Below are 18,624 nucleotides of genomic sequence, written 5' to 3'. Positions count from 1 at the left end.
GTTCGCTCGGACGGGCTCGATGCCGTATGAGTGAGACATGGTCAGTGCTGTTGTGTTCGATGTCGGCGAGACGCTCTTGGACGACTCGCGCGAGTGGGGTGCGTGGGCGGACTGGATAGGCGTTTCGCGCCACACGTTCTCGACCGTTCTAGGTGCCGTGACCGCGGCCGGACGGGACAACGCCGAAACCTTCCAGTACTTCCGCCCCGGCTTCGACGTGGCGCGCGAGCGACAGCTGCGAGAGGACGCGGGGCTCGGGGAGCGAATCGAAGAAGACGATCTGTATCCGGACGTGCGCTCAGGCCTCGCAGACCTGCGCGACCTCGGCTTGTGGGTTGGAATCGCCGGCAATCAGACAGCTCGGGCCGGCGAACTCCTCCGTGCCCTCACATTGCCCGCGGACTACGTGGCCACCTCCGGGGAATGGGGTGTCGCGAAGCCCAAGAAGGAGTTCTTCGATCGGGTCGTCGCCGCGGCTCAGAAGCCTGCTTCTGAAGTCGTGTACGTCGGCGATCACCGGGACAACGACGTCGTCGCGGCGAAAGCCGCCGGTCTCCGAACGGTGCTGATCCGTCGCGGCCCCTGGGGCCATCTGTGGGCCGGCGATCCGCTCGTTCAACGGGATGCCGACTGGGTGATCGACTCGCTGGACCAGCTTCCCGCGCTGTTGACCAGCTGAGCTTCGAACGAGTCAGATCGCTCGTGCGCCTGCCCACGCGGCGAGCTCGACCACTCTGCTGTTTCCTGGGCGACGCTGGAGAAGCGTACCGAGGGTGCACTTGACCTGCGGATGTTCCCGTGTGTGTTGAGGAGCAGCTTCCCGCGCCCTCTCGATGCACGCATACGCGTCGTCGTGTCGCCCGAGGTTGAGCTGAGCGCGCCCCAGATCGATGTAGTAATGGGAGCGCCGCTCTGCCGGCAACTCCGAAGGCGGATGCCACGCCGAAGCTCGTCCGACTCCGACGGGGTCGCGCAGCTCAGCAGCCACAGCGAGTTCGTGGATGCGGATCGAATGCGGACCGAACGCCGTGCCGCGGTAGATGCCTTCGCGCACTTTGTCGGCGGCGTGCCGAGCCTCCCGCAAATGGTCCGTTGCCGCCCGGCCATCACCACGTCTTCCTGCAACCACTGCAGCCCTCATGTGGAGAGATCCGTACGCCGCGGCCACGTCTGGCCGGTCTCGATTGGACAGAGCCACCGCGTCAGCCGCTGCGACGAGGGCTCGAGCGCCTGTAGCAAGGTCGCCGTTGGCGAAGAACGTCTCGGTGCGGACATACTCCGACGCTGCCACCAGCAACCTGTCGTTCGCGGCCGCAGCTGACTGTCGCATGAGGTCGATGAGGCGAGCCGAAAGGTCCAGATACCCGAACTTGAAAGCGATTCCGTCCGCAGCACGGAACACAAGGGTGCGAAGCGCGGCTGCTTGATGTAGTTGCTCGTCGCTCTTCACCACCTGGCTTGCCCGTGCCAGCTCAGCGAGCAGCCCGGGAAGCTGGTCTGCCAGAACGCCGTAGCGTGCTTCCAGACGGTGTTCGTTGATGCGTGTTACGTCTGCGGCGATCTCTTCCAAAGGTCGCGCCGGTCCGTCCTCTGGGAGATCGAACGCGTCCAGAACTCGCCGAAGCCGGGGAACCACCGCGTGCACGCGGTCCAGATCATCACTGCCGCGGACGGACATTCCCTGCGAGCTCGACGCCATCCCGGCAGCTTCCTTGGCACCGGACGTGTTCGGCACGGAGGATGGCCCGTGAGGGTGGAGCACCCGCAGCAATTCCCCAACGGTCTTGAGCCTCAGCGCCTTCGCCAGGAGCGGCTGGAGAGTGGGAGTCAGCTTCGCGGTCTGGCCACGCTCCCAACGCCCAATGGTGCCAACGCTCACGCCCACCAACCTGGCCAGGTCTTCCTGGCTGAGACCCAGGGCGCCACGCAGCGCGGCCAGCTCCGTTCTAGGCGTCGCCATCGGTCTCCCCAAGTGCAAGATCTGGCCGCATTGTTGATGGCGAGCCTAGCTTGGAACCTGTCCCAGGCCCGCATCTCCGCCGAGGAACTTCTGTTCCTCGGCGTAGTCGAACGTTCCCGACTCCGCGGCAGCCAGCGCACGTTCAAGCTTGTTGGCCATGTCAGGTCTCAACCGCCGCAGCGCTTCGCTTACTTCGACGATCTCGAACTCGCTGATCTCCGGATCGCTCACACGCAGCGCCTTCAGCAAGTCCGGCCCCAGAACGCCACCATCAAAGACAAAAACAAGCTGGTCGTCCCATGGACCGTGCGGTGCTTCCCAATCGAGCAGCAGGACCCGCCCGATACTGAGTTGGACGCCAAGCTCCTCCAGCACTTCGCGCGCAGCTGCGACGGCCGGCGGCTCGTTGCTCTCCGCCATACCACCCGGCAGATCCCAGAAGGCCTTGTATGTCGGGTTGACCAGTACGACCCGTCCTTGTTCATCACGAAGAAGGACGTCAGCCGCGACTCGTTTGCGAGCCTGTCTGGCGTTTCCCTCCGCGAAGTATGCGAACTGATCTTTCCCGGTCAGATCGGCCACGTCGCAGTTCGACCTTCCTGTGCTCCTGTTCCGCGCGTTCCGGCCCCCTGGGCAGCCAGGAACACCTCGACCTCGGGCACGCGGCGCGCACCTTCAAGGTTACGTGCCAACAGATCGAGCCGACGGACGACTCGGCCTGAACTGAGTGATGAGGCTGTGCCACAGACCTCGGTCCCGACCACTGCGGCTTCGTCCACACGCCCAGCACCCACAAGGACCTTGGCCAAGGTGAGCTGACCGAACACTCGGCTACGCACACGATCCCCGGACCGCAGCCGGATCACCTCCCTAGCCTGGTGTTCGGCCTCTTCGTACTCGGCCAGGTCGAGGAAGCAGAGGGCGGCTTCGCCGGCCAAGGACGCCTCGTCAAAACCGGTGATCCAGTCGGCGCTCTGCTCTCCCGCCGAAATGTCCAGCATCGCTTCGGCTGCATTGAGCTCCTCCGTGCAAGGCCGACGCTCGCCCGCAAGACCAAAAGCCCTGGCACGCATCGCATGCAGGCGGGCCACCAGCCTCAAAGCACCCTCATGGTCACCAGCCCGCGCCAATCCCTTGGTAGCTATGCGAATCGCGTCGTCCGGCTGCCCAAGCTCGATGGCTAGGTGCGACATGGAGGCACATACGTTTGCTGAGAGCAAGTCGTTCTCTCCAGCGGACGCGAGCCTGAAGGCTCGGTCGAAGTAGCTGCGCGCCCTTGCATCGTCGCCGCTGCCGTCGTGGGCCATCCACCCGGCAAGCTCGGTCATCGAGGCGGCCGCAGAGAACAACCGGACGGCGTCAGCCGACGCATTACCCACGTTGAGAAGCTGAGGTGCAACCTCTTGGTTCAGGTACTGCACGACACCCAGATAGAGGACACCACCACCCACGCGGCGGTCTGTTTTTTGAAACGCCTGCGCCGCGAGTTGAATTCTTTGCACAGGGTCGAGTTGCGCCAGATCGGCTGGCTCGCTGATGCCCCACTGGCCAGAGTTGGGCGCACCAGCCGATTGCTCCTGTGCGCGCGGCCGCAGGATGATGATCAGCTCCCGCGTCCCGGTGAGGCCAAGCGCTTTCGCTAGAAGCGGTTGCAAAACTGGCGATAGCGACTTGGTCTCGCCCCGTTCCCAACGCCCAATGGTGCCAACACTGACCCCAACCGCCTCGGCCAGCTTCTCCTGGGTAAGCCCCAGAGCCCGACGAAGCTCAGCCAGGCCGGATCTCGGAGTCGGCATCGGTCACTCCCTGAGCCTGAATCGGGCGTATTGTCGCTGGCCAGCCTAGCTTGGAACACGTCCCAGGCTGGCATTCCAGCCGAAGGACCTTCGTTTCACCCAATCGGTGCATCCGATCGTTCGCGCAGGTCAGAGCCATCGAATGACAGATTCCTGATAGGCGATGGCAGATTGATGATCTGGTCCTCTCTCGCAGCGTCGTCTTGTGTGGATGTCTGCCAAGCCCGCACACGCTCGGGAAGTGACCGGACATGCCTAGAGACTTCAAGTGGCAGCCGCACGACGGTGAACGCCACGCGATACCCCGGACTCTCGTTCCGAACGCTGTAGGTCGCAGCCTGTGCGACATCGAGTTGACTGCAGGCTCCGATGTCTGGCCGCCGCACGCACGGTGGTGGCCCACATGCCAGATCTGCGACCGCGCGTGGCGAGATGCCGAAGGCATTCGGCCTTGGCCACGGCAAGGAAGTTCGACAAAGGTCAACTCGACTGGCAGGACCATTTCGTCGGCTGCCACGGAGCTGGTGTTGCAGCTATGACCGCTACTCCCGACGAACCGGCATGTCCGCCTTCGGGCATCGACCAAATCGCTGAAGACGAGGCTCGGCTTCAGAAAGGCAACATCAGCGAACGCGGCGCGCACCTGTGCTTGCGTGCGATTGGGCACCAGCTGAAGGCCGAGCCCGATGGAGTCGAGGATGCGCTTCAACTCATCATCTCCCAGGCAGACAAGCGGATGGTGGTGGTCGCGGCCGCCGGCATCATGGCCAAGATCCTTCTCGACGGCGTGCCACGCGACCAGTTGCGATCGCCGATCAGGTTCCCGATCTCGTTCTCCCTGCCCGGCGACATCGATCCCGAGGATCGTGACGCGTGGCAACAGAACGTGCGGGCAGCGTCGACCTTCGTCTCCGCATACGCGACGGCCGACCCCGTCGCGATCGAGGAAAGCATCCCGCTCCTCTGTGGTGAAGGCACGTTCGAAGTCCTGGTCGTCCTCGTAGCTGCTGTCGCACGCAAGCTGGAGAGACACGCGCGCTGGTTCACCGAAGCTCTACGGTGCTGCGACGATCAGTCCGATGATCCAGCCAACCAGGCCGTGCAGGAAAGAACGTTCAGCGACTGAGCATCGCCGCGTGGCGAGATGCTTCGAACACCAGGGGCGTTGACCGCGACTTCGTGCTCCGGGTCGGGACCGTGGCTACCGTTCTCCCGTTGAACGCCCGCACGAGACCTTAAGCAACAAGCGTTTCCGTTTAGTGCCTACCGACACGTTCACCACGCTCTCTGGACGTTAGACGAAGTGACCGGCTGAACCTCGGATCGGTGTCGGGCTTCGTGTCACTGCGCGTAGGTGGGTGGCGGAGCCCCGACAGTTTCGCGCAGTGCTGAGTCCAGATCGTCGTCGGTGATGCCCAGCTCTGGCAGGCACGTGGGAACGAACATCTTGCTGGTGTAGAGCTCGCCGTAGTGTGCGTAGTCGAGGCCGGTGTCCACTCCGCGCTCCAAATCCCTGAAGCCGTTGAAACGCATGAACCTCTGGAAAGTTCGTGCGGGCACTTGCCGAACGTCGTCCGGGTTCGGGTGTCCTGCGAGACGCGCGAGCCGTGACACAAGCTCAGTCCACTCAAGATTCGCTTGCGCGACAGGGAAGTCGCCCTCGAGCCGTGAGGTCAGGGCTGTGCAACTCGCTGCCCCGATCGCAGCCGCACTGACGAGTGCGGTGCCGCCAGGAGGCGTCATGAGCGGCAAGCTCGTCTCACCGCGAAACCACGGCAACATGTACTCGAACTGACTCGGCCGACCAGGTGTCGCGCCGAAGACGTACGGGATTTCCAGGACTGCCACGGAGCACGAACCTCCTGCGGCCTTCCGCGCCTGGATCGCTTGGTCTGCGCGGCTGGCGATGTACGGGTGACGATCAGGTAGCCCGAGCTCTGGGCGTTGCCGATTCAACGTGATGTTGTAGGACCCGTGGATGACGGCACTCGTGATTCCAGTCTGCCTCGCGGCTTCCATCATCCGGCCGACCGCGTCGACGTTGTGGTGCTGAAAGTAGGCGCCACTTGGCCGAGACGCTTGAGCGCGGCTATCGACTCCTGCCGCGAACACGAGTGCCTCGTGTCCCTTGAGGATCGGCTTCCAGTCGCTTTGCGGCAGTGAGCTGGCGTCGCCCTCGTAGAACTCAACATCGCTCGGCAGGTTGGAGTTGTGGCTACGTCCGACAACGCTGACGTCGTGGCCATGGCGTAGTAACGCGCCGACAACGTGGAATCCGAGATATCCGGTTCCTCCGACGACGATCGTTTTCACGCTGTTCCTCCGTGGATTCGCACGTCGTCAGCTCGTCGCTGCGCCGCTGGTTGCCGAGGCTCGGATGAGTTCTGGCGCGCGAGTTCGGATCTGCGCCACGACCGGCGACTTGCGTGCGTCATGCACCTCTTGCCACCAGCGCACCTCTGCAGCCTTCTCGCCTTGTCTCGTAAGACGTGACGCCTCGTCTGCGGTCGAGAGTTCGACGCGGACCTCTGTGCCTGTGCGGGCTACCTCAAATCCGACTTCGAGGCACGCACGTTCCACGACGGCCTCGAGCGCGGGTCCCCTCAGCCCTTCCTCGCGGGCGAGTTTGTCAGCTATGGCGCGGGTGCCGTACGGAATCCGCATGCGCAGACGGCCTTCCCACAGCTCGACCAGGCGATCGCCCAGCTGGCGGCTGGCGTCGCGCACGTGCAGGAAGTCCTTCACGGCCGACGAGGGCGGCGGGTCGACGACGATGGACGGAAAGGCCGCGTACATCCGCTGGTGCAACGGGTAGAGCCGGCGGCGGGCCTGATTGGCGTGCGCCCAGACGACAAGCCGGCTGTTCTTGATCCACAGGCTCAGTGCGGTGGCGCTGAGGCCGAGCATGGTCAGCAGGCCCGCGATGCCCTTGATCGGGGTCTCCACGACGTTCTGCGTCCAGGACGGTACGGTGCCGAACAGCAGGGCGAGGTTGTAGCTGACTGAGTGCAGAACCATGCACAGGCCGCCGATCTGGCCCAGCGCGTTGGTGTTGAGCCCCATCGCGAGCCAGCGCGTTCCCCTGGCCTTCTTCACCCACCGCCACCCGAGGCGACACACCACCACGTTCATCACGCCTGCGAAGCCCATCGACAGGACGTAGGCGACGGCGGCGAAAGGATCGCCCGGTCCCCCGGTCTGGTACCTGCCCGCGGACGTGATGTCGTAGTCGCTCGCAGTGGGGTTCATCGCGAACAAGACGACGACGGCGGTGGTCAGCACCGCGTAGATCAACCATTCCCGACGTGCGATCCGGACCGCGGTCGCGCGTTCTTCTACGGAGAACAGGTAGAACATGTGCACGCAGATCACAGTGGAATTGCCCAATGTCATGATCATAGGCCAGTTGAGCCACATGCCGTCAACGTGCAGCAACGATGTGAACGGCGGTATCGCCAGGGCATAGGAAACCGTGGCCAGCACGGCTGCGGCCAGAAGCGCTCGTTTGGCCGGCACAGACGGATCATCGGGTCGCCGCTTGACCCTGCGCAGGTGAGCGAGCACGGCCAGCGCCGACCACAGCATGCCGAAGCCCGTTACCAGTACAAACCACATCGCGCGTCCCCCCAGGCGTAAATGTGCGGTGTTACTCGATGTCGGCCAGCGCTCCCCCGAGCGACCTGACACCGTCTGGATCATCGACGTGTGGGGCGAGTTGCAAGGTGTCACGACCCCGTGCCCGATGGAGTAGTTCGCGGGCGAACAACTCTGCCTCGTTCTCGCGCGGCGAGGCGAAGGTGCTGCGGCACAGAACCTGGTCGTGGACGACGTGCCCCAAGACGCGATGCCCTACCTCGTGCAGGATGATGTCCTGCTGGTGGGTCAGTCCGCTCCTGTTGTCGAAGAAGATCGTGATGGAGTGCTCGGACTCGATGAGCGCACCGCTGAAATTGGTCTCAGGCAGGTCGTGAGGTGCGACCTCTTCGCTCAGCGGCCGAAATCGCACAGGCTTGCCGAACTCCACCGTGAGCAGGCCCGCGTACTCGTCCGCGTTCCACGGCATCGGGATCGGAACCCGCTTGGAGAACTCTGCAGCGCGCCTCCTCAGAGTTCGGCGATCAAGCGGGGCGTCGGTGTTGTCGTGGTTCATGTGCTTCACCGATCCGCCTTGTCGGGTCCTGATCCAGAGGCCGAGTTCAGGCGCACCTGGTTGTCCATCTCCAGGTGGCTGTTGATCAGCCCTGCCAGAATTCGAGCGCTGGCTTCATTGCTCAGGCCGCTGTTGCGGCCGGCGTTCTGGGGGTCGGCCTCCAAGGTCCGCAACGCGACACCGAGCAGTCCGCGCTCATCACTTTTTGCCTGCCGCAGGAGCTCGAGCAGTTTCTCGTCTTCCGACTTGGCGCCGGAGACGTCCTGATCGTCGGCGTAGAGGTAGCTGAGCCGCTGCCCGAAGAACGCCGCCAGGTTGCGCAGCACAGGAACGGACACATCGTTGTCGGTGATCTCGCCGCTACGGAGCCCCCGCACGCGCCAGGGCTTCTCCCCGATCGCGTCCGCCACCTCCTCCTCGGTGTACGGGCGCTGTTCGTGCACCGAGTGCACATGATCGAACAGCCAGTTCAAACGCTCGCACACCGGTCGGGAGCTGTCGGGCATCTCACCGGTGACTAACCAGTGCGGGCTCGACGGGTTCACCGGAAGTTCCTTGAGCTCGCCGTCCTTGAACCGGCGAAGATCGACGTCGTACTGGATCGCCGCCTCGACCCGCGCCGCTTCCGCGTCACTGAAGAAGTAGGCCGTTGGGACCTCGAAGAAGGAGGCGATCCCCTCCAGAACATCCTTCGTCGGATTCGGCTTCGTACCCTTTTTCAGCTGGCTCACGTAGCTCGCTGACACGCCAAGATGCAGCGCAAGGTCCTTGTTCGTATGTGGCTTGGTGTCGCAGTACCGCTGCCCCTCGACCGCAGGCCTGATCGTCTCGAACAGCCACGTGATCTGACCGTGCAGCGTTCGAGGGACCACATCGGCCGCGCGCTGAACCTCGCTCATGCATCCCCCACGGACACCCAGTTGAACCGCAGCGACGTACTCCGTCGCTCCCCCAGACACGTCGAGGTTAACTCAGACTGCATCAGTGCGGCCAACCTTTCAAGGTTGAAGCTGGTCGACGGGCTTACATCGAACCGGCCATTAACCCGAATGGGTGAGTGCGACCAGTTACTGGCCAAGCCACTTGGAGGTCCTCTAAGGTGCGACCAAGGGTGATGCAACTTCAGTTCATTTCGCGGGGAGGCGAACGAAACTGAGGTTGACCAGCGAAGATGCTTCGTCCCCAAAGGATAGTTAACTGAATCTGCGGTCCGCCACCGTTGTGCGGACGCATGCTCGACATCGAAGCGACCCGTACTGCACGCCAATGCAGATGCATGGAGCCGGGTCCGCGGACCTACGGAAGACTCGTCGCACCCCGAGGGGCGCCTGGCGACTTCAGCACGTGTTCTGGGGGAAGCACATGATGATCACTAAGCGACCGACGAACGAGGAAGCCGTCGCCGGCGGCCACGACGTCCCCGCTCCACGGGTGCGTGTCTCAGTGCACGAAAGCCTGCTGCCCGGCGAACTCAGCAGCTTGATCGGAAGAAGCCAGCTCCTGCGGCAAGGCGCCGACACCGTCGGATCGGCTCGCGTGCTGACCTTCATCGGACCTGGTGGCGTCGGCAAGACCCGAGTCGCGGAACGCCTCGTCCACGAGATGAGCCGCAGCAGCGACTTCGAGTGCGGTCGGGTTCACCTGGCCGACCTGCGCGAGGGCGAGGATCGGCTGGCACCCGCGATCGCGCAGGCATTCGGCCTTCGCGAGAACTCTCCCGAGCCCGCCGAGGACCTTCTCGTCGAACACCTGGCTCCCCGACAAGCGGTGCTGCTACTGGACAACTGCGAGCACCTTGTCGGCGAGAAGCCCGGCAGCGGGTCGGTGCCACAACTGCTGCGCACTCTCCTGCAAGCGGCCCCGGGACTGCGGGTGATCGCCACCAGCCAGATCAGGCTCGGCCTCAGCGGCGAGCACCTTCTGCCAGTGCCGCCCCTGTGCATCGGAGCCGAGGAGTCGTCGGATCCCACCTCGCTCACCACGGTGCATGAGGCACTCCAGTTGCTCATCGTGCGCGCTCGCGCCGTCGGCGTCGAGATCGCCGAATCCGACTACCCGGTCGCAAACCGGCTGTGCCAACTGCTGGACGGACTACCACTGGCCATCGAGTTGGCCGCCAGCCAGCTCGACGTGCTGAGCCTGCAGTCGGTCGTCGAACACTCCGACCTTCTCGGGCTCCTCGTCGATGGCACCTCAACAGAGGCGCACCACCGCGGGCTCCGGGTGATGCTCGAGTTGTCGCAGAAGCTGCTCACGAGCGATGAACAGCGGATGTGGGCGTTGATGACGGTGTTCGAATCCGAGACCGGGTTCGACCTGGACGCGGCGCGTGCGGTCTGCGTGGGCGATGACATCGCCTCAGCCGACGTCCAACCGCTGCTATCGCAGCTGGTGCGCAAGTCACTGTTGCTGGTCGATCACCAGGCCGGTTGCACGCGCTATCGCATGCTTCGCGTGATCAGGCAGTTCGGCCAGCAGCTGCTGACCCAGGCTCAGCAGGACGCCGACGGCGGCACTGCGCCGAGGCCGGCCAGTGCGGTCGTTCACGCGGCTGCCGAGCACTTCAGCGATCTGGCCCGACGGGGAGCGAAGCTCTGGCTCGGCCCCGGCGAGGTTGAGTGGATGCACTTGTTGCGGCTGGAACTCCCGAACCTGCGCGCAGCTCAGAAGCACTTCCTCGCACAGCCTGGGCAGCGGCGCCGCGGGGTCGAACTGGCGACCAATGTCACGCAGACGCGATGCCAGATCTTCGCCGGAAAGCTCAACGATTCCCGGCGAATGCTGATGCTCGGACTACAGCACGCCGCAGAAGTCCCTGAGCCGTCCGACGTCGTCGCTACGTCGATGCTCGCGTGGATCGCGATGCTGCAAGGACGCCTCGATCTCGCGGCCCCTCTGCTGCAGAAAGCCAAACGTGACGCCGCAGCACTAGGGCTGAGCGAGACGCTAGCGCCGCTGTTGTACGCCTCGGCGACGGCGGTCTTTCTCGGCGAGCCTGACCTGAAGAAGGCCCAGGCAGCACTCCCGGCCATGGAACGCGCCGAGACTGCGTTCCAGCTCGACGGCAATGCCGGCGACACCTTCATGGTGATCCTGTTCAGAGCGATGGCCGTGGCGTTCCTGGGCGAGCGAGACCAGGCCATGCTGCAGCGCGATCGACTGTTGGCCCTGGCGAACGAGGCTCAGGCAGTGTGGTCGATCTCGTGGGCGACCTGGACCAGCGCTTTGGTCGAGTTCATGCACGGCAGCCCGAGGCGCTCCATCTCTCTCGCCCAGGACGCGCTTCGGCTGCAACGCGAAATAGGCGACACGTGGGGACCGACGTGGAGCGCCTGGCTGCTCGCGGTCGCCACGGCCAAGGTCGGGGATCACGAACTCGCGGGCAAGCTCTTCGGGGCGGTCAGCTCCCTCCAGCGGGAGTCGCAGACTTGCGTGGTGAACATGCAGCCTTTTCTGCGTGTCAACGACGAGATCAGGAACTACTGCCGACACACGATCGGCGAGGACCGCTTCAGTGAAGCGATCACCACCGGCGAAAAACTGTCCATTGAGGACGGAACCGCGCTGGCGCTGACGCCGATCGAAGAGATGCATTCTGTCCGCGCCGGCGAGAACCTGCTGACGTCCAAGGAGATCGAGGTCGTCCGGATTCTCGCGCAGGGCAAGCGGTACGCCGAGATCGGCCGGGATCTCGACATCGCCGACCGCACGGTCGAGACCCACGTCCGCAACGCCAAGCGCAAGCTCGACCTCCACACCAGGTCGGACTTGGTCGCGTGGTACCTCGATCCAGAGTCCAACAAGTCGATCTGAGTCAGCGAATCGGTCGTCAGATCCGTGCATCGCCGCGTGAGTTCTACAGTCCGGCTCGCAGGCCCCGACAGGCCGCGCATCTCGTGAGGCGCACGAACCGGGGCCGCCATGCGTCGATTCCGACACTCCCAACTGCGCAGATTCCTGCGGACCCTGGGGAACATTGTCGCCCCGTAGTTGCACAGCAGAACCCGTAGCGGCCATCAGGTAACCCCGTAGCGCCATGCCTCAGTTCAGCAAGCCCGTGGCGGCCTCCGCGAGGCAACGTCTGGATGCACACATGAAATCGAACGAAGTTTCACGACAAGCCAGATTCTCTCTTCGCAAGTACATCCTTCGTCATCGGCACCAACCGTCGCTTCGCTCGTTTCCGCAGTTCAACAGGTTCCCGCCAGTGCCGCAAGGGCCCACAGCGCGTCGCACTACGGGAAAACACGTAGCTATTCGAACGCCTACGGGATAATTCATGCAATCCAATCCTCTAACTACGCGTTGACAACAGAAATGATTGCCATAGTGTTTGTCACGACGGGATGCGGAAACCGAGCGAGACACCTGAGCCACCAGCGACGTCTCTTTTAATCTCGCTGGCCGCGGATAGCGGGGCACCTCACTCGGATGCAACATCGCTCTCGTCCGGACGAGCACCAGGGGGCAGTGGGATGAGTGCGTTGGCGATACGGATAGGCATACGCATTGCGCGCCCAGCAGTCGCGGCACGTCACACCCGCGACGTCACCAGCAACACCTGGTGCACCAAGACCTCGCCGTCGCTTTACGAACGACGACGAGGCGGTGGCCAAGCGGCGGACCGGGGAGGGATCTGCTGCTTGGCCACCGGCCGACACACCGTTGTCGGCATCAGATGAGGCGTCGGCTGTCGCATCGCGGTCACCTGCTCGCTGGTCGACGTGGGGCAGCGCGGCGGCCGACGTCTCGAAGCTTTGGGGGAGGATTGCATTGCCGAAGCATCAACCGCGTTGGGCACACAGCAGCGCAGGCCTGGCAGTCGCGCTGGGCTTGCGAACAGATCCGATACCACCTGCGCTTGCGGGGCACCTGCAGAATGCGACCACCGCTGATCCAGCTGAGGATCTGGTCGAACTCGAAGGCAAGCTCCGCGCCACGGTGGCCACGCTGACGTCCCGCACCAACCAAGCCGAGCACTCCATTGCCGACGCTCGCCGGAAGATTGCTGAGGCGGGGCACAGTTGGAGCCCCGCCGGCTGGCTCCGTCGACGTAGCGCGAAGGCAGAACTGTCCAGTGCGATCGCGAGGCAATCAGGCCTGCGCGACTCGCTCGACCAAGCCGTCATCGCACGGGACACGTTGCGAGAGTTCGTGATCGGCCTGGGCGCGCCGTTCGGCCTACTAGGAGAGTCGTCCGCAGGTTGGCAGCGCTCAGCAGACATACCTGCGAGCGTCGTCGTGTTCGGCCCGGAAGACAGTTTCGTCGCCGCGGACTCACGCCGAATGGACAGCGGCTGGGCCAGCGCACGCGTCGCCGGGGAGATCTACGGCGAGCAGTGGCGTCGCGACGGCGACGACGACGGCCCCTACAGCCAGCCCCTGGACCGCGCTGGGCCGTGGAGGATCGGGTTCATCCCTCACACAGGTGAGGTCTACGCGTCACGGCACTGCGGCTATCTGCCCGAAGAGGTATGGCTGCTGGGCAGGGACTTCGAAGCGCAGCGCGCGCACACGACCTTGGATGGTCTGCTGCCGCGAATGCGTGAACCGAACTCGTTGATCCTGGCAGCGGGAGTCGTGCACGCCGCACGGAGCCTACGCAGCACACCGCAACGCACCGCGCTGCGACTCCGTGGCACCCAGGAGCCTCAGGCACACGTGGCCGAGGCGGGAGATCTGGAATGACCAGCCGGCAGCTGGCCGTCGCCATCGGTGTCGCCATAGCCGCGTCCATTGGTTGCTCAGTCCCGTCCAGACCAGTGCAGCCGTCCACCCCGACGACCGAAGTCGTTGCGTCCGTGCAGATCCCTCCACCGGAGTCGCGGAGTCCTCAGGTCACCGTCGAAGGTGAGGCCACCTGGCTGACAGGCCGGCCGGGATGCATCTCGCTGGTCACCGAAGCCGGTCAGCGTTTTCAGCTGTCCGGCAGCATCGTGCTGGACAACGAGCACCGGGCCCGCGCGGGTGAGCAGCCGCGGGCACAACGGGTGCGTGTGACCGGGTACGTGCCGGAACGCGGAGCCTCGGCCTGTCATCTCGGCCTTACATTCGTCGCGGAAAAGGTGACCGCGGTGAGCAGCTAGAAAATACCGCTGCCGCAATCATTTAGACCCGTTTGCCGTCAGGTTTCGGGAACTTTGCAATGCCTAAATGACGGCCACAAAAGTAATTTCGAAAATACGCTTGAACACGTTGACATCTGCGATCACCGCATTGCAGTCTAGAAACTACCAGCACGTCAGTGCAGGTCACGGGCTCACACGAAGACGCTGGCCCGTGCGGGGGTGACTCCGTCGCCGCGAGGGGCTCGCGTTCCCAGGGCACAAAACTGCCCGCCGCGTTTCCTCACACGCCTTTCATCAATGGCGTTGATATTGCCGTCACACCCGGCCGAGACCGGGTGAATCTATGAATTCGGGGGCTTTACACATGGCAGTACGTCCATCCCGCGCGGCGGCACTCGCCGGCTGCGCGGCGCTGGTCGGGATCCTCGGGACCTCCGCCGCTCAGGCGGATCCGACCCTGGCCAGCGACCGCGCATCGATCGAGGGCAACACACCGAGCTGGGCCACTCCATCGGCGAAGGTCGGCGACGTGAGCGGTGACGAGGTCCGCCGGGTACGGATCGCGTTGACGCTCAAGGATCGGCGCGGCGCCGAGGCTCTGGCCAAGGTGGTGTCCACGCCGGGCAGTCCGTCGCACCGCAAGTTTCTGTCCTCCCAGCAGTTCGTGGACCGATACGCACCTGCCCAGTCCACTGTGGATCGGGTGACCGGCTGGCTGCGGGGCCAGAACCTAACGGTGTCGGAGGTGTCGGGAAACCGGCACTTCGTGACAGTCGAGGGCAATGTCTCGGCATTGGAGTCGGCGTTCCGGGTGAAGCTCGGCAAGTTCAAGCTCTCCACGAAGGCCGGTGCGCTGGAGCTGGCCGCGCCGGAGTCCGCAGTGTCCGTTCCGCGCGAGCTGCGTGGTGCGGTGGAGGCGGTGCTGGGCCTGGACGACAGCGAGCGCACGATCACTCCGAAGCAGGTGGCGATGCGCACGCCCAACGGCGCACCGGCGCGGCCGCGCGGCGACGTCAAGGCGGCGGGCGACCCGAACAGCTGTGCCTTGTATTGGGGCGAGTCGGTCAACACCGCGGTGCCGCGCAAGTTCGCCGGTGACATGCAGTCCAACGCGCTGTGTGGTTACAACACAGCGCAGATGCGGGGCATCTACGGTCTGGGCGGTGGCAACACCGGTGCCGGGCAGACGGTCGCGATCATCGGCGCCTACAACCACGAGCCCATCGTGTCCGACACCAACCGCGCGGCCGCGACGTTCGGTTCGCCGCAGTTAGCACCGGGCCAGTACTCGGCGGTGCTCGCTAGCCGCTGGGACGACATCGAGCAGTGCATCCCCGAGTCGTGGGCGGGCGAGCAGGCGCTGGACGTGCAGGCGATCCACACCATCGCCCCGGCAGCGAAGATCGTCTACTACGGGGCGTCGAGCTGCCGGACGCTCTACGACGCGCTGAACAAGGCTGTGCAGGACAACAAGGCGTCGGTGTTGTCGAACAGCTGGGGCGCCTCGGGTGAGAACCAGCCCGCCGCGGTGCGTCAGCAGATGGACAGCATCGCTCTTCAGGCCGCGATCCAGGGCCAGGCGATCACCGTGTCCTCCGGGGACGCGGGTGACAACGCCGGTAACCCGGACGTGCGCCGGGCCGCTACCGACTTCCCGGCCTCGCACCCGTGGGTGACCGCGGTCGGTGGCACGTCGGTCGCCGTGGACGGCAACAACAAGGTGAAGTTCCAGACCGGCTGGGAGATCTCCGGCTACACCCAGTCCGGCCAGAGCTGGGCGCCGCAGCAGGGCGTCGACGGCAAGTTCGCCGGCGGCGCGGGCGGCGGCGTGAGCTCGCTGTACGAACAGCCCGACTACCAGAAGGGCGTCGCGCCGGGCACCGGACGTCGCATGCTGCCGGACGTTTCCGCGCTCGCGGACGCCTACACCGGAATCAGCGTCGGCTTCACGACCCCGGACGGCTACGTCGAGTACCCCTCCGGCGGCACGTCGGCCGCCGCGCCGATCATCGCCGCGCTCGTCGCGGACTCCCAGCAGGCCCAGGGCGTCGAGCGGTTCGGGTTCCTCAACGGCGCGCTGTACGAGATGGCGGGCAAGACCGGCATGACCGACGTCAAGCCGGTCGCGGCCGGTGTCTGGACGCCGTACATGGTCACCTACGGCCACGTCGACGTCCCCGGCACCCAGGGCTCTTACCTGGCCGAGTTCGACACCAAGCCGCAGTCTCTGCAGAGCGGCAGCGGCTGGGACAACGTCACCGGTGTCGGCACCCCGTCAGCGGGATTCCTCACTGCCTTCGGCAAATGACCCACCAGCGTCAGTCCATCAGGGACTGATCCCCCAGGGCCGCGTCGCCCGCCTCCGCACCCCCCAGGGCGGACTCGCAGTGCGGGCGGCGCGGCCACCTCACCCGGCTCACATACCGGTACTTCTCGAATCTGGAGCAGGACCATTGATCACTCGCAGGATCGTCACCCGCTTGCTGGCCACCGCGACCGTCGTCTCGGCGATGACGCTGACCGTGCTGTCCGGCACTGCCTCCGCGCTGGTCTCCCCCCACATCGGCGGGGCGGGATCACCGACGCTGGCTGCGGCCGACGTCGACGCGCACGCCGTCACCGAATTCGGCGCCGTTGACGTGGCTGTCCGGACCCGAGCCGGCACCGATCAGCCGCCCAGCCGGGCCATCCCCGGATGGATCGCCGATCTGCGCAGCACCGGCGTGCAGGTCTCGCAGGCCGTCCGGCTGCTGCGCGGCTGACCCGCCCAGCCTTCGCTCACTCCCACCCCAGTCTTTCGTGCCACCGGGCACATCCCGTTCGGATCAGGGGGATCACGAACATGGCTCTACGACAACGTTTCACGCTCGCGCTGCTGCTCGGCACGGCGCTGCTGGCCTCCGCGTGCACCAAGGACGCCCCCAGCCCACCTGAGGGCGGCGGGGAAACACAGCCGACGAAGATCGAGGCCGCAATCCCACAGGAGTACCGGGCGCTGGCCGAGGCCGCAGCAGGCTACCGGGCGATCGACGCGTGCGGGCTGCACGACCCGGACGCCGCGAAGGAGATCACCGGCGACGAGCTCGACGAGATCATCCCGTCGCAGGACGGCATGCAGGAATGCGTGCTGCGGACCCACAAGGGCGAGTTCCGGGCCAGCTGGACGATCTATCTGGAGGTGGGCGAGACCTTTGACGCGTCGCAGCGCAAGGACGCCGCCCCGGAGAGCATCGGCGGCCTGGAGGTCTTCGTCTCCGAGGACGAGCGGACGTGCACACTGGCCAAGCCACTCGACGACGACCGGGCGATCGTGCTGCGCACCAGCCCGTCCGGCACCGGGGAGGACAAGCCGGCCAAGTCCAGCTGCCAGCTGGCCAAGGAATACGCCGCCAAGGTCGCGCCTCTGTGGAAGGACCTGCCCAAACGCGGTTCTGAACGCACGAAACCGGAATTGACGCTAGCAAAGCTCGACCCGTGCACCGTGGCGTCGGGTGCGCTGGACATGTTCGGCGCGGACGCAGTGTTGCAGCCCTCAGGGCCCTTCGTGTGCACCGCGAAGCCGCTCAACCCCGGACCGCCGTCACGGGACAAAGGCGTGGGCCGCAACGAGGTCGGCATCACGCTCATGGTCGACGACGACCCGTCAGCACTGGTCAAGCCAGGAGATCAGAGCGCTCGTGAGGTCACGGTCGCCGGCTACAAGACGGTGATCTTTCAAGGCCGCTCAGGCTGCACCAGCTACATCGTCTACGACCCGGACACCAGCATCGTGCAGGACAACCGGGCCACCGAGGGCGGCGTGCTGTACCAGCAGATCCGCATGTCCACGGCGACCTGCGACATCGCGCAGCAGGCGGCGGAGAAGGTCTTGTCCAAGGTGGGCAAGCGATGAACGGCCGCCTGGTCACCCTGGTGCTCGCGGCGACCACGCTGACGGCCACGACGTTGAGCGGCTGCGGCAGCATCGTGCCCGGCACCGCGAAGCCGGAGTCCACACCCAGCAGCGGCAAGGCCGCGGCAGCCGGAGCGTGCGTGCGCAGCAACGAACCGGAGGTGTGCCAGGAGTGGTCGGACACCAAACCGAAAACCGGCCAGGACCTGCTGCGCACCGCTGAGGAGGAGCCGGTCGTCGCGGCGCAGATGCTGTGTTCGGCGCTGCCCGGCGATGTCCTGGACCGGTTTCTGGGTGCTGGCCACTACCGGGTCATCGCAGACAGCCCACGAAGCCCGACGTGCACGATCAGCTCGGACGACAACAAGAAGGGCGCTGACGGCAAGTACGAGTCCGTCATCGAGGTCGAGATCTTCTTGTCGACCAAGGAATCCCTGGCGCGGGATCTGTCCATCCTGCAGTCCAGGCCGGACACCGCCGCGAAGGTCACCGAACTGTCCATCGCGGGCAAGCCGGTGATGCGCGTCGGCGATCCCGAGGACGCCAACGGCCAAGGCCGCGACAAGGAAGAGCTCTCCATCGCGGTGCTGGGCGACAAGGAGAAACCCGGTGCTCTGCGGGTCCGGCAGAACCTGCGACCGCCGCGCGGCACCAAGGTCGACGCCCCGGTGGACCGGGCCCGCCTGGACAGCATCCGCGACCCGCTGGTCGCGGAGCTGCTGAAAACACTTTTCCCATGAGCCTCAACGCATCTTTGT

At 65.1% G+C, this 18,624-nt stretch carries 17 protein-coding genes and 1 pseudogene; 11 read left to right on the top strand and 7 right to left on the bottom strand.

Going from position 1 to position 18,624, the window contains the following annotated elements:
• Nucleotides 1–37: 37 nt before the first annotated feature.
• A complete protein-coding gene (locus tag IG04_RS0116195) occupies nt 38–679 on the top strand; it encodes an HAD family hydrolase (protein ID WP_030477480.1) in 642 nt (213 codons plus the stop codon).
• 12 nt (nt 680–691) lie between these two features.
• Here IG04_RS0116195 and IG04_RS0116190 read toward each other — a convergent pair whose 3' ends face one another.
• The 3 genes from IG04_RS0116190 to IG04_RS0116180 are packed head-to-tail and all read right to left on the bottom strand — an operon-like array spanning nt 692 to nt 3,756.
• Nucleotides 692–1,960, bottom strand: coding sequence for a helix-turn-helix domain-containing protein (locus IG04_RS0116190; RefSeq protein ID WP_036014713.1), 1,269 nt, complete (start codon nt 1,958–1,960; stop codon nt 692–694).
• A gap of 45 nt (nt 1,961–2,005) precedes the next feature.
• Nucleotides 2,006–2,542 carry an NUDIX domain-containing protein gene (locus IG04_RS0116185; RefSeq protein ID WP_051770001.1) on the bottom strand — a complete coding sequence of 179 codons (537 nt, stop codon included), beginning with the start codon at nt 2,540–2,542 and terminating at the stop codon, nt 2,006–2,008.
• The gene (locus IG04_RS0116180; protein WP_051769999.1) at nt 2,530–3,756 is read right to left on the bottom strand and encodes a transcriptional regulator; all 1,227 of its coding nucleotides are present in this window, start codon (nt 3,754–3,756) and stop codon (nt 2,530–2,532) included. Before IG04_RS0116180 ends, IG04_RS0116185 begins: the two co-directional genes overlap by 13 nt.
• Before the next feature lie 251 nt (nt 3,757–4,007).
• On the opposite strand from IG04_RS0116180, the gene IG04_RS45275 reads away from it, so the two are divergent.
• Together IG04_RS45275 and IG04_RS0116170 are read left to right on the top strand one after the other, a co-directional pair.
• Nucleotides 4,008–4,295, top strand: coding sequence for an HC3 family zinc finger protein (locus tag IG04_RS45275; RefSeq protein WP_144065336.1), 288 nt, complete (start codon nt 4,008–4,010; stop codon nt 4,293–4,295).
• Nucleotides 4,208–4,882, top strand: coding sequence for a hypothetical protein (locus IG04_RS0116170; protein ID WP_169745996.1), 675 nt, complete (start codon nt 4,208–4,210; stop codon nt 4,880–4,882). Before IG04_RS45275 ends, IG04_RS0116170 begins: the two co-directional genes overlap by 88 nt.
• Before the next feature lie 215 nt (nt 4,883–5,097).
• Here the strand turns inward: IG04_RS0116170 and IG04_RS0116165 are convergent, their stop codons facing one another.
• Genes IG04_RS0116165 through IG04_RS44015 form a run of 4 tightly spaced genes read right to left on the bottom strand, consistent with a single transcriptional unit; the run spans nt 5,098 to nt 8,805 of the window.
• Nucleotides 5,098–6,069: an NAD-dependent epimerase/dehydratase family protein gene (locus tag IG04_RS0116165; RefSeq protein ID WP_030477476.1), complete on the bottom strand. Its 972-nt coding sequence runs from the start codon at nt 6,067–6,069 to the stop codon at nt 5,098–5,100.
• A gap of 27 nt (nt 6,070–6,096) precedes the next feature.
• Nucleotides 6,097–7,455 carry a DUF6545 domain-containing protein gene (locus IG04_RS0116160; RefSeq protein ID WP_144065337.1) on the bottom strand — a complete coding sequence of 453 codons (1,359 nt, stop codon included), beginning with the start codon at nt 7,453–7,455 and terminating at the stop codon, nt 6,097–6,099.
• Nucleotides 7,403–7,906: an ImmA/IrrE family metallo-endopeptidase gene (locus IG04_RS0116155; RefSeq protein ID WP_144065338.1), complete on the bottom strand. Its 504-nt coding sequence runs from the start codon at nt 7,904–7,906 to the stop codon at nt 7,403–7,405. Before IG04_RS0116155 ends, IG04_RS0116160 begins: the two co-directional genes overlap by 53 nt.
• Before the next feature lie 5 nt (nt 7,907–7,911).
• On the bottom strand, nt 7,912–8,805 hold the full coding sequence (locus IG04_RS44015; RefSeq protein WP_084401183.1) for a helix-turn-helix domain-containing protein: 894 nt from the start codon (nt 8,803–8,805) through the stop codon (nt 7,912–7,914).
• A 367-nt stretch (nt 8,806–9,172) separates the two neighbouring features.
• Here IG04_RS44015 and IG04_RS48955 point away from each other — a divergent pair.
• From IG04_RS48955 to IG04_RS0116115, 8 genes and pseudogenes are all read left to right on the top strand, one after another.
• A pseudogene (locus IG04_RS48955) lies at nt 9,173–9,700 on the top strand (AAA family ATPase); the annotation flags it as partial.
• A 30-nt stretch (nt 9,701–9,730) separates the two neighbouring features.
• A complete protein-coding gene (locus IG04_RS0116145; RefSeq protein WP_248782525.1) occupies nt 9,731–11,719 on the top strand; it encodes a LuxR C-terminal-related transcriptional regulator in 1,989 nt (662 codons plus the stop codon).
• Nucleotides 11,720–12,847: 1,128 nt separating this feature from the next.
• Nucleotides 12,848–13,594 (top strand): hypothetical protein, encoded by a 747-nt coding sequence (locus IG04_RS46495; RefSeq protein ID WP_144065339.1) that lies wholly within the window; start codon nt 12,848–12,850, stop codon nt 13,592–13,594.
• Nucleotides 13,591–13,992 (top strand): hypothetical protein, encoded by a 402-nt coding sequence (locus IG04_RS0116135; RefSeq protein ID WP_144065340.1) that lies wholly within the window; start codon nt 13,591–13,593, stop codon nt 13,990–13,992. Before IG04_RS46495 ends, IG04_RS0116135 begins: the two co-directional genes overlap by 4 nt.
• Before the next feature lie 346 nt (nt 13,993–14,338).
• Nucleotides 14,339–16,282: a S53 family peptidase gene (locus IG04_RS0116130; protein WP_084401192.1), complete on the top strand. Its 1,944-nt coding sequence runs from the start codon at nt 14,339–14,341 to the stop codon at nt 16,280–16,282.
• Nucleotides 16,283–16,427: 145 nt separating this feature from the next.
• Nucleotides 16,428–16,736, top strand: a complete 309-nt coding sequence (locus tag IG04_RS0116125; protein ID WP_030477468.1) for a hypothetical protein — start codon at nt 16,428–16,430, stop codon at nt 16,734–16,736.
• Between the two features lie 80 nt (nt 16,737–16,816).
• Nucleotides 16,817–17,866: a DUF3558 family protein gene (locus IG04_RS0116120; protein ID WP_030477467.1), complete on the top strand. Its 1,050-nt coding sequence runs from the start codon at nt 16,817–16,819 to the stop codon at nt 17,864–17,866.
• Entirely contained in the window at nt 17,863–18,606 is a 744-nt protein-coding gene (locus tag IG04_RS0116115; protein ID WP_030477466.1) for a hypothetical protein, read from the top strand. The genes IG04_RS0116120 and IG04_RS0116115 overlap by 4 nt, the downstream gene beginning before the upstream one ends.
• The last annotated feature ends 18 nt before the right edge of the window (nt 18,607–18,624 follow it).

The sequence above is a fragment of the Lentzea albidocapillata genome (assembly GCF_000719115.1).
In the GTDB taxonomy this organism is placed as follows: Bacteria; Actinomycetota; Actinomycetes; order Mycobacteriales; family Pseudonocardiaceae; genus Lentzea; species Lentzea albidocapillata.
The sequence above is the reverse complement of the archived record's forward strand: the minus strand, read 5'-3'. Positions and strand labels throughout refer to the sequence as shown.

Excerpts from the sequence above, each read along its gene's own strand:
- IG04_RS0116195 (WP_030477480.1), top strand. The coding sequence starts at position 38 with ATGGTCAGTGCTGTTGTGTTCGATGTCGGCGAGACGCTCTTGGACGAC.
- IG04_RS0116190 (WP_036014713.1), bottom strand. The coding sequence starts at position 1,960 with ATGGCGACGCCTAGAACGGAGCTGGCCGCGCTGCGTGGCGCCCTGGGT.
- IG04_RS0116180 (WP_051769999.1), bottom strand. The coding sequence starts at position 3,756 with ATGCCGACTCCGAGATCCGGCCTGGCTGAGCTTCGTCGGGCTCTGGGG.
- IG04_RS45275 (WP_144065336.1), top strand. The coding sequence starts at position 4,008 with ATGCCTAGAGACTTCAAGTGGCAGCCGCACGACGGTGAACGCCACGCG.
- IG04_RS0116160 (WP_144065337.1), bottom strand. The coding sequence starts at position 7,455 with ATGATCCAGACGGTGTCAGGTCGCTCGGGGGAGCGCTGGCCGACATCG.
- IG04_RS0116155 (WP_144065338.1), bottom strand. The coding sequence starts at position 7,906 with ATGAACCACGACAACACCGACGCCCCGCTTGATCGCCGAACTCTGAGG.
- IG04_RS44015 (WP_084401183.1), bottom strand. The coding sequence starts at position 8,805 with ATGAGCGAGGTTCAGCGCGCGGCCGATGTGGTCCCTCGAACGCTGCAC.
- IG04_RS0116135 (WP_144065340.1), top strand. The coding sequence starts at position 13,591 with ATGACCAGCCGGCAGCTGGCCGTCGCCATCGGTGTCGCCATAGCCGCG.
- IG04_RS0116130 (WP_084401192.1), top strand. The coding sequence starts at position 14,339 with ATGGCAGTACGTCCATCCCGCGCGGCGGCACTCGCCGGCTGCGCGGCG.
- IG04_RS0116120 (WP_030477467.1), top strand. The coding sequence starts at position 16,817 with ATGGCTCTACGACAACGTTTCACGCTCGCGCTGCTGCTCGGCACGGCG.
- IG04_RS0116115 (WP_030477466.1), top strand. The coding sequence starts at position 17,863 with ATGAACGGCCGCCTGGTCACCCTGGTGCTCGCGGCGACCACGCTGACG.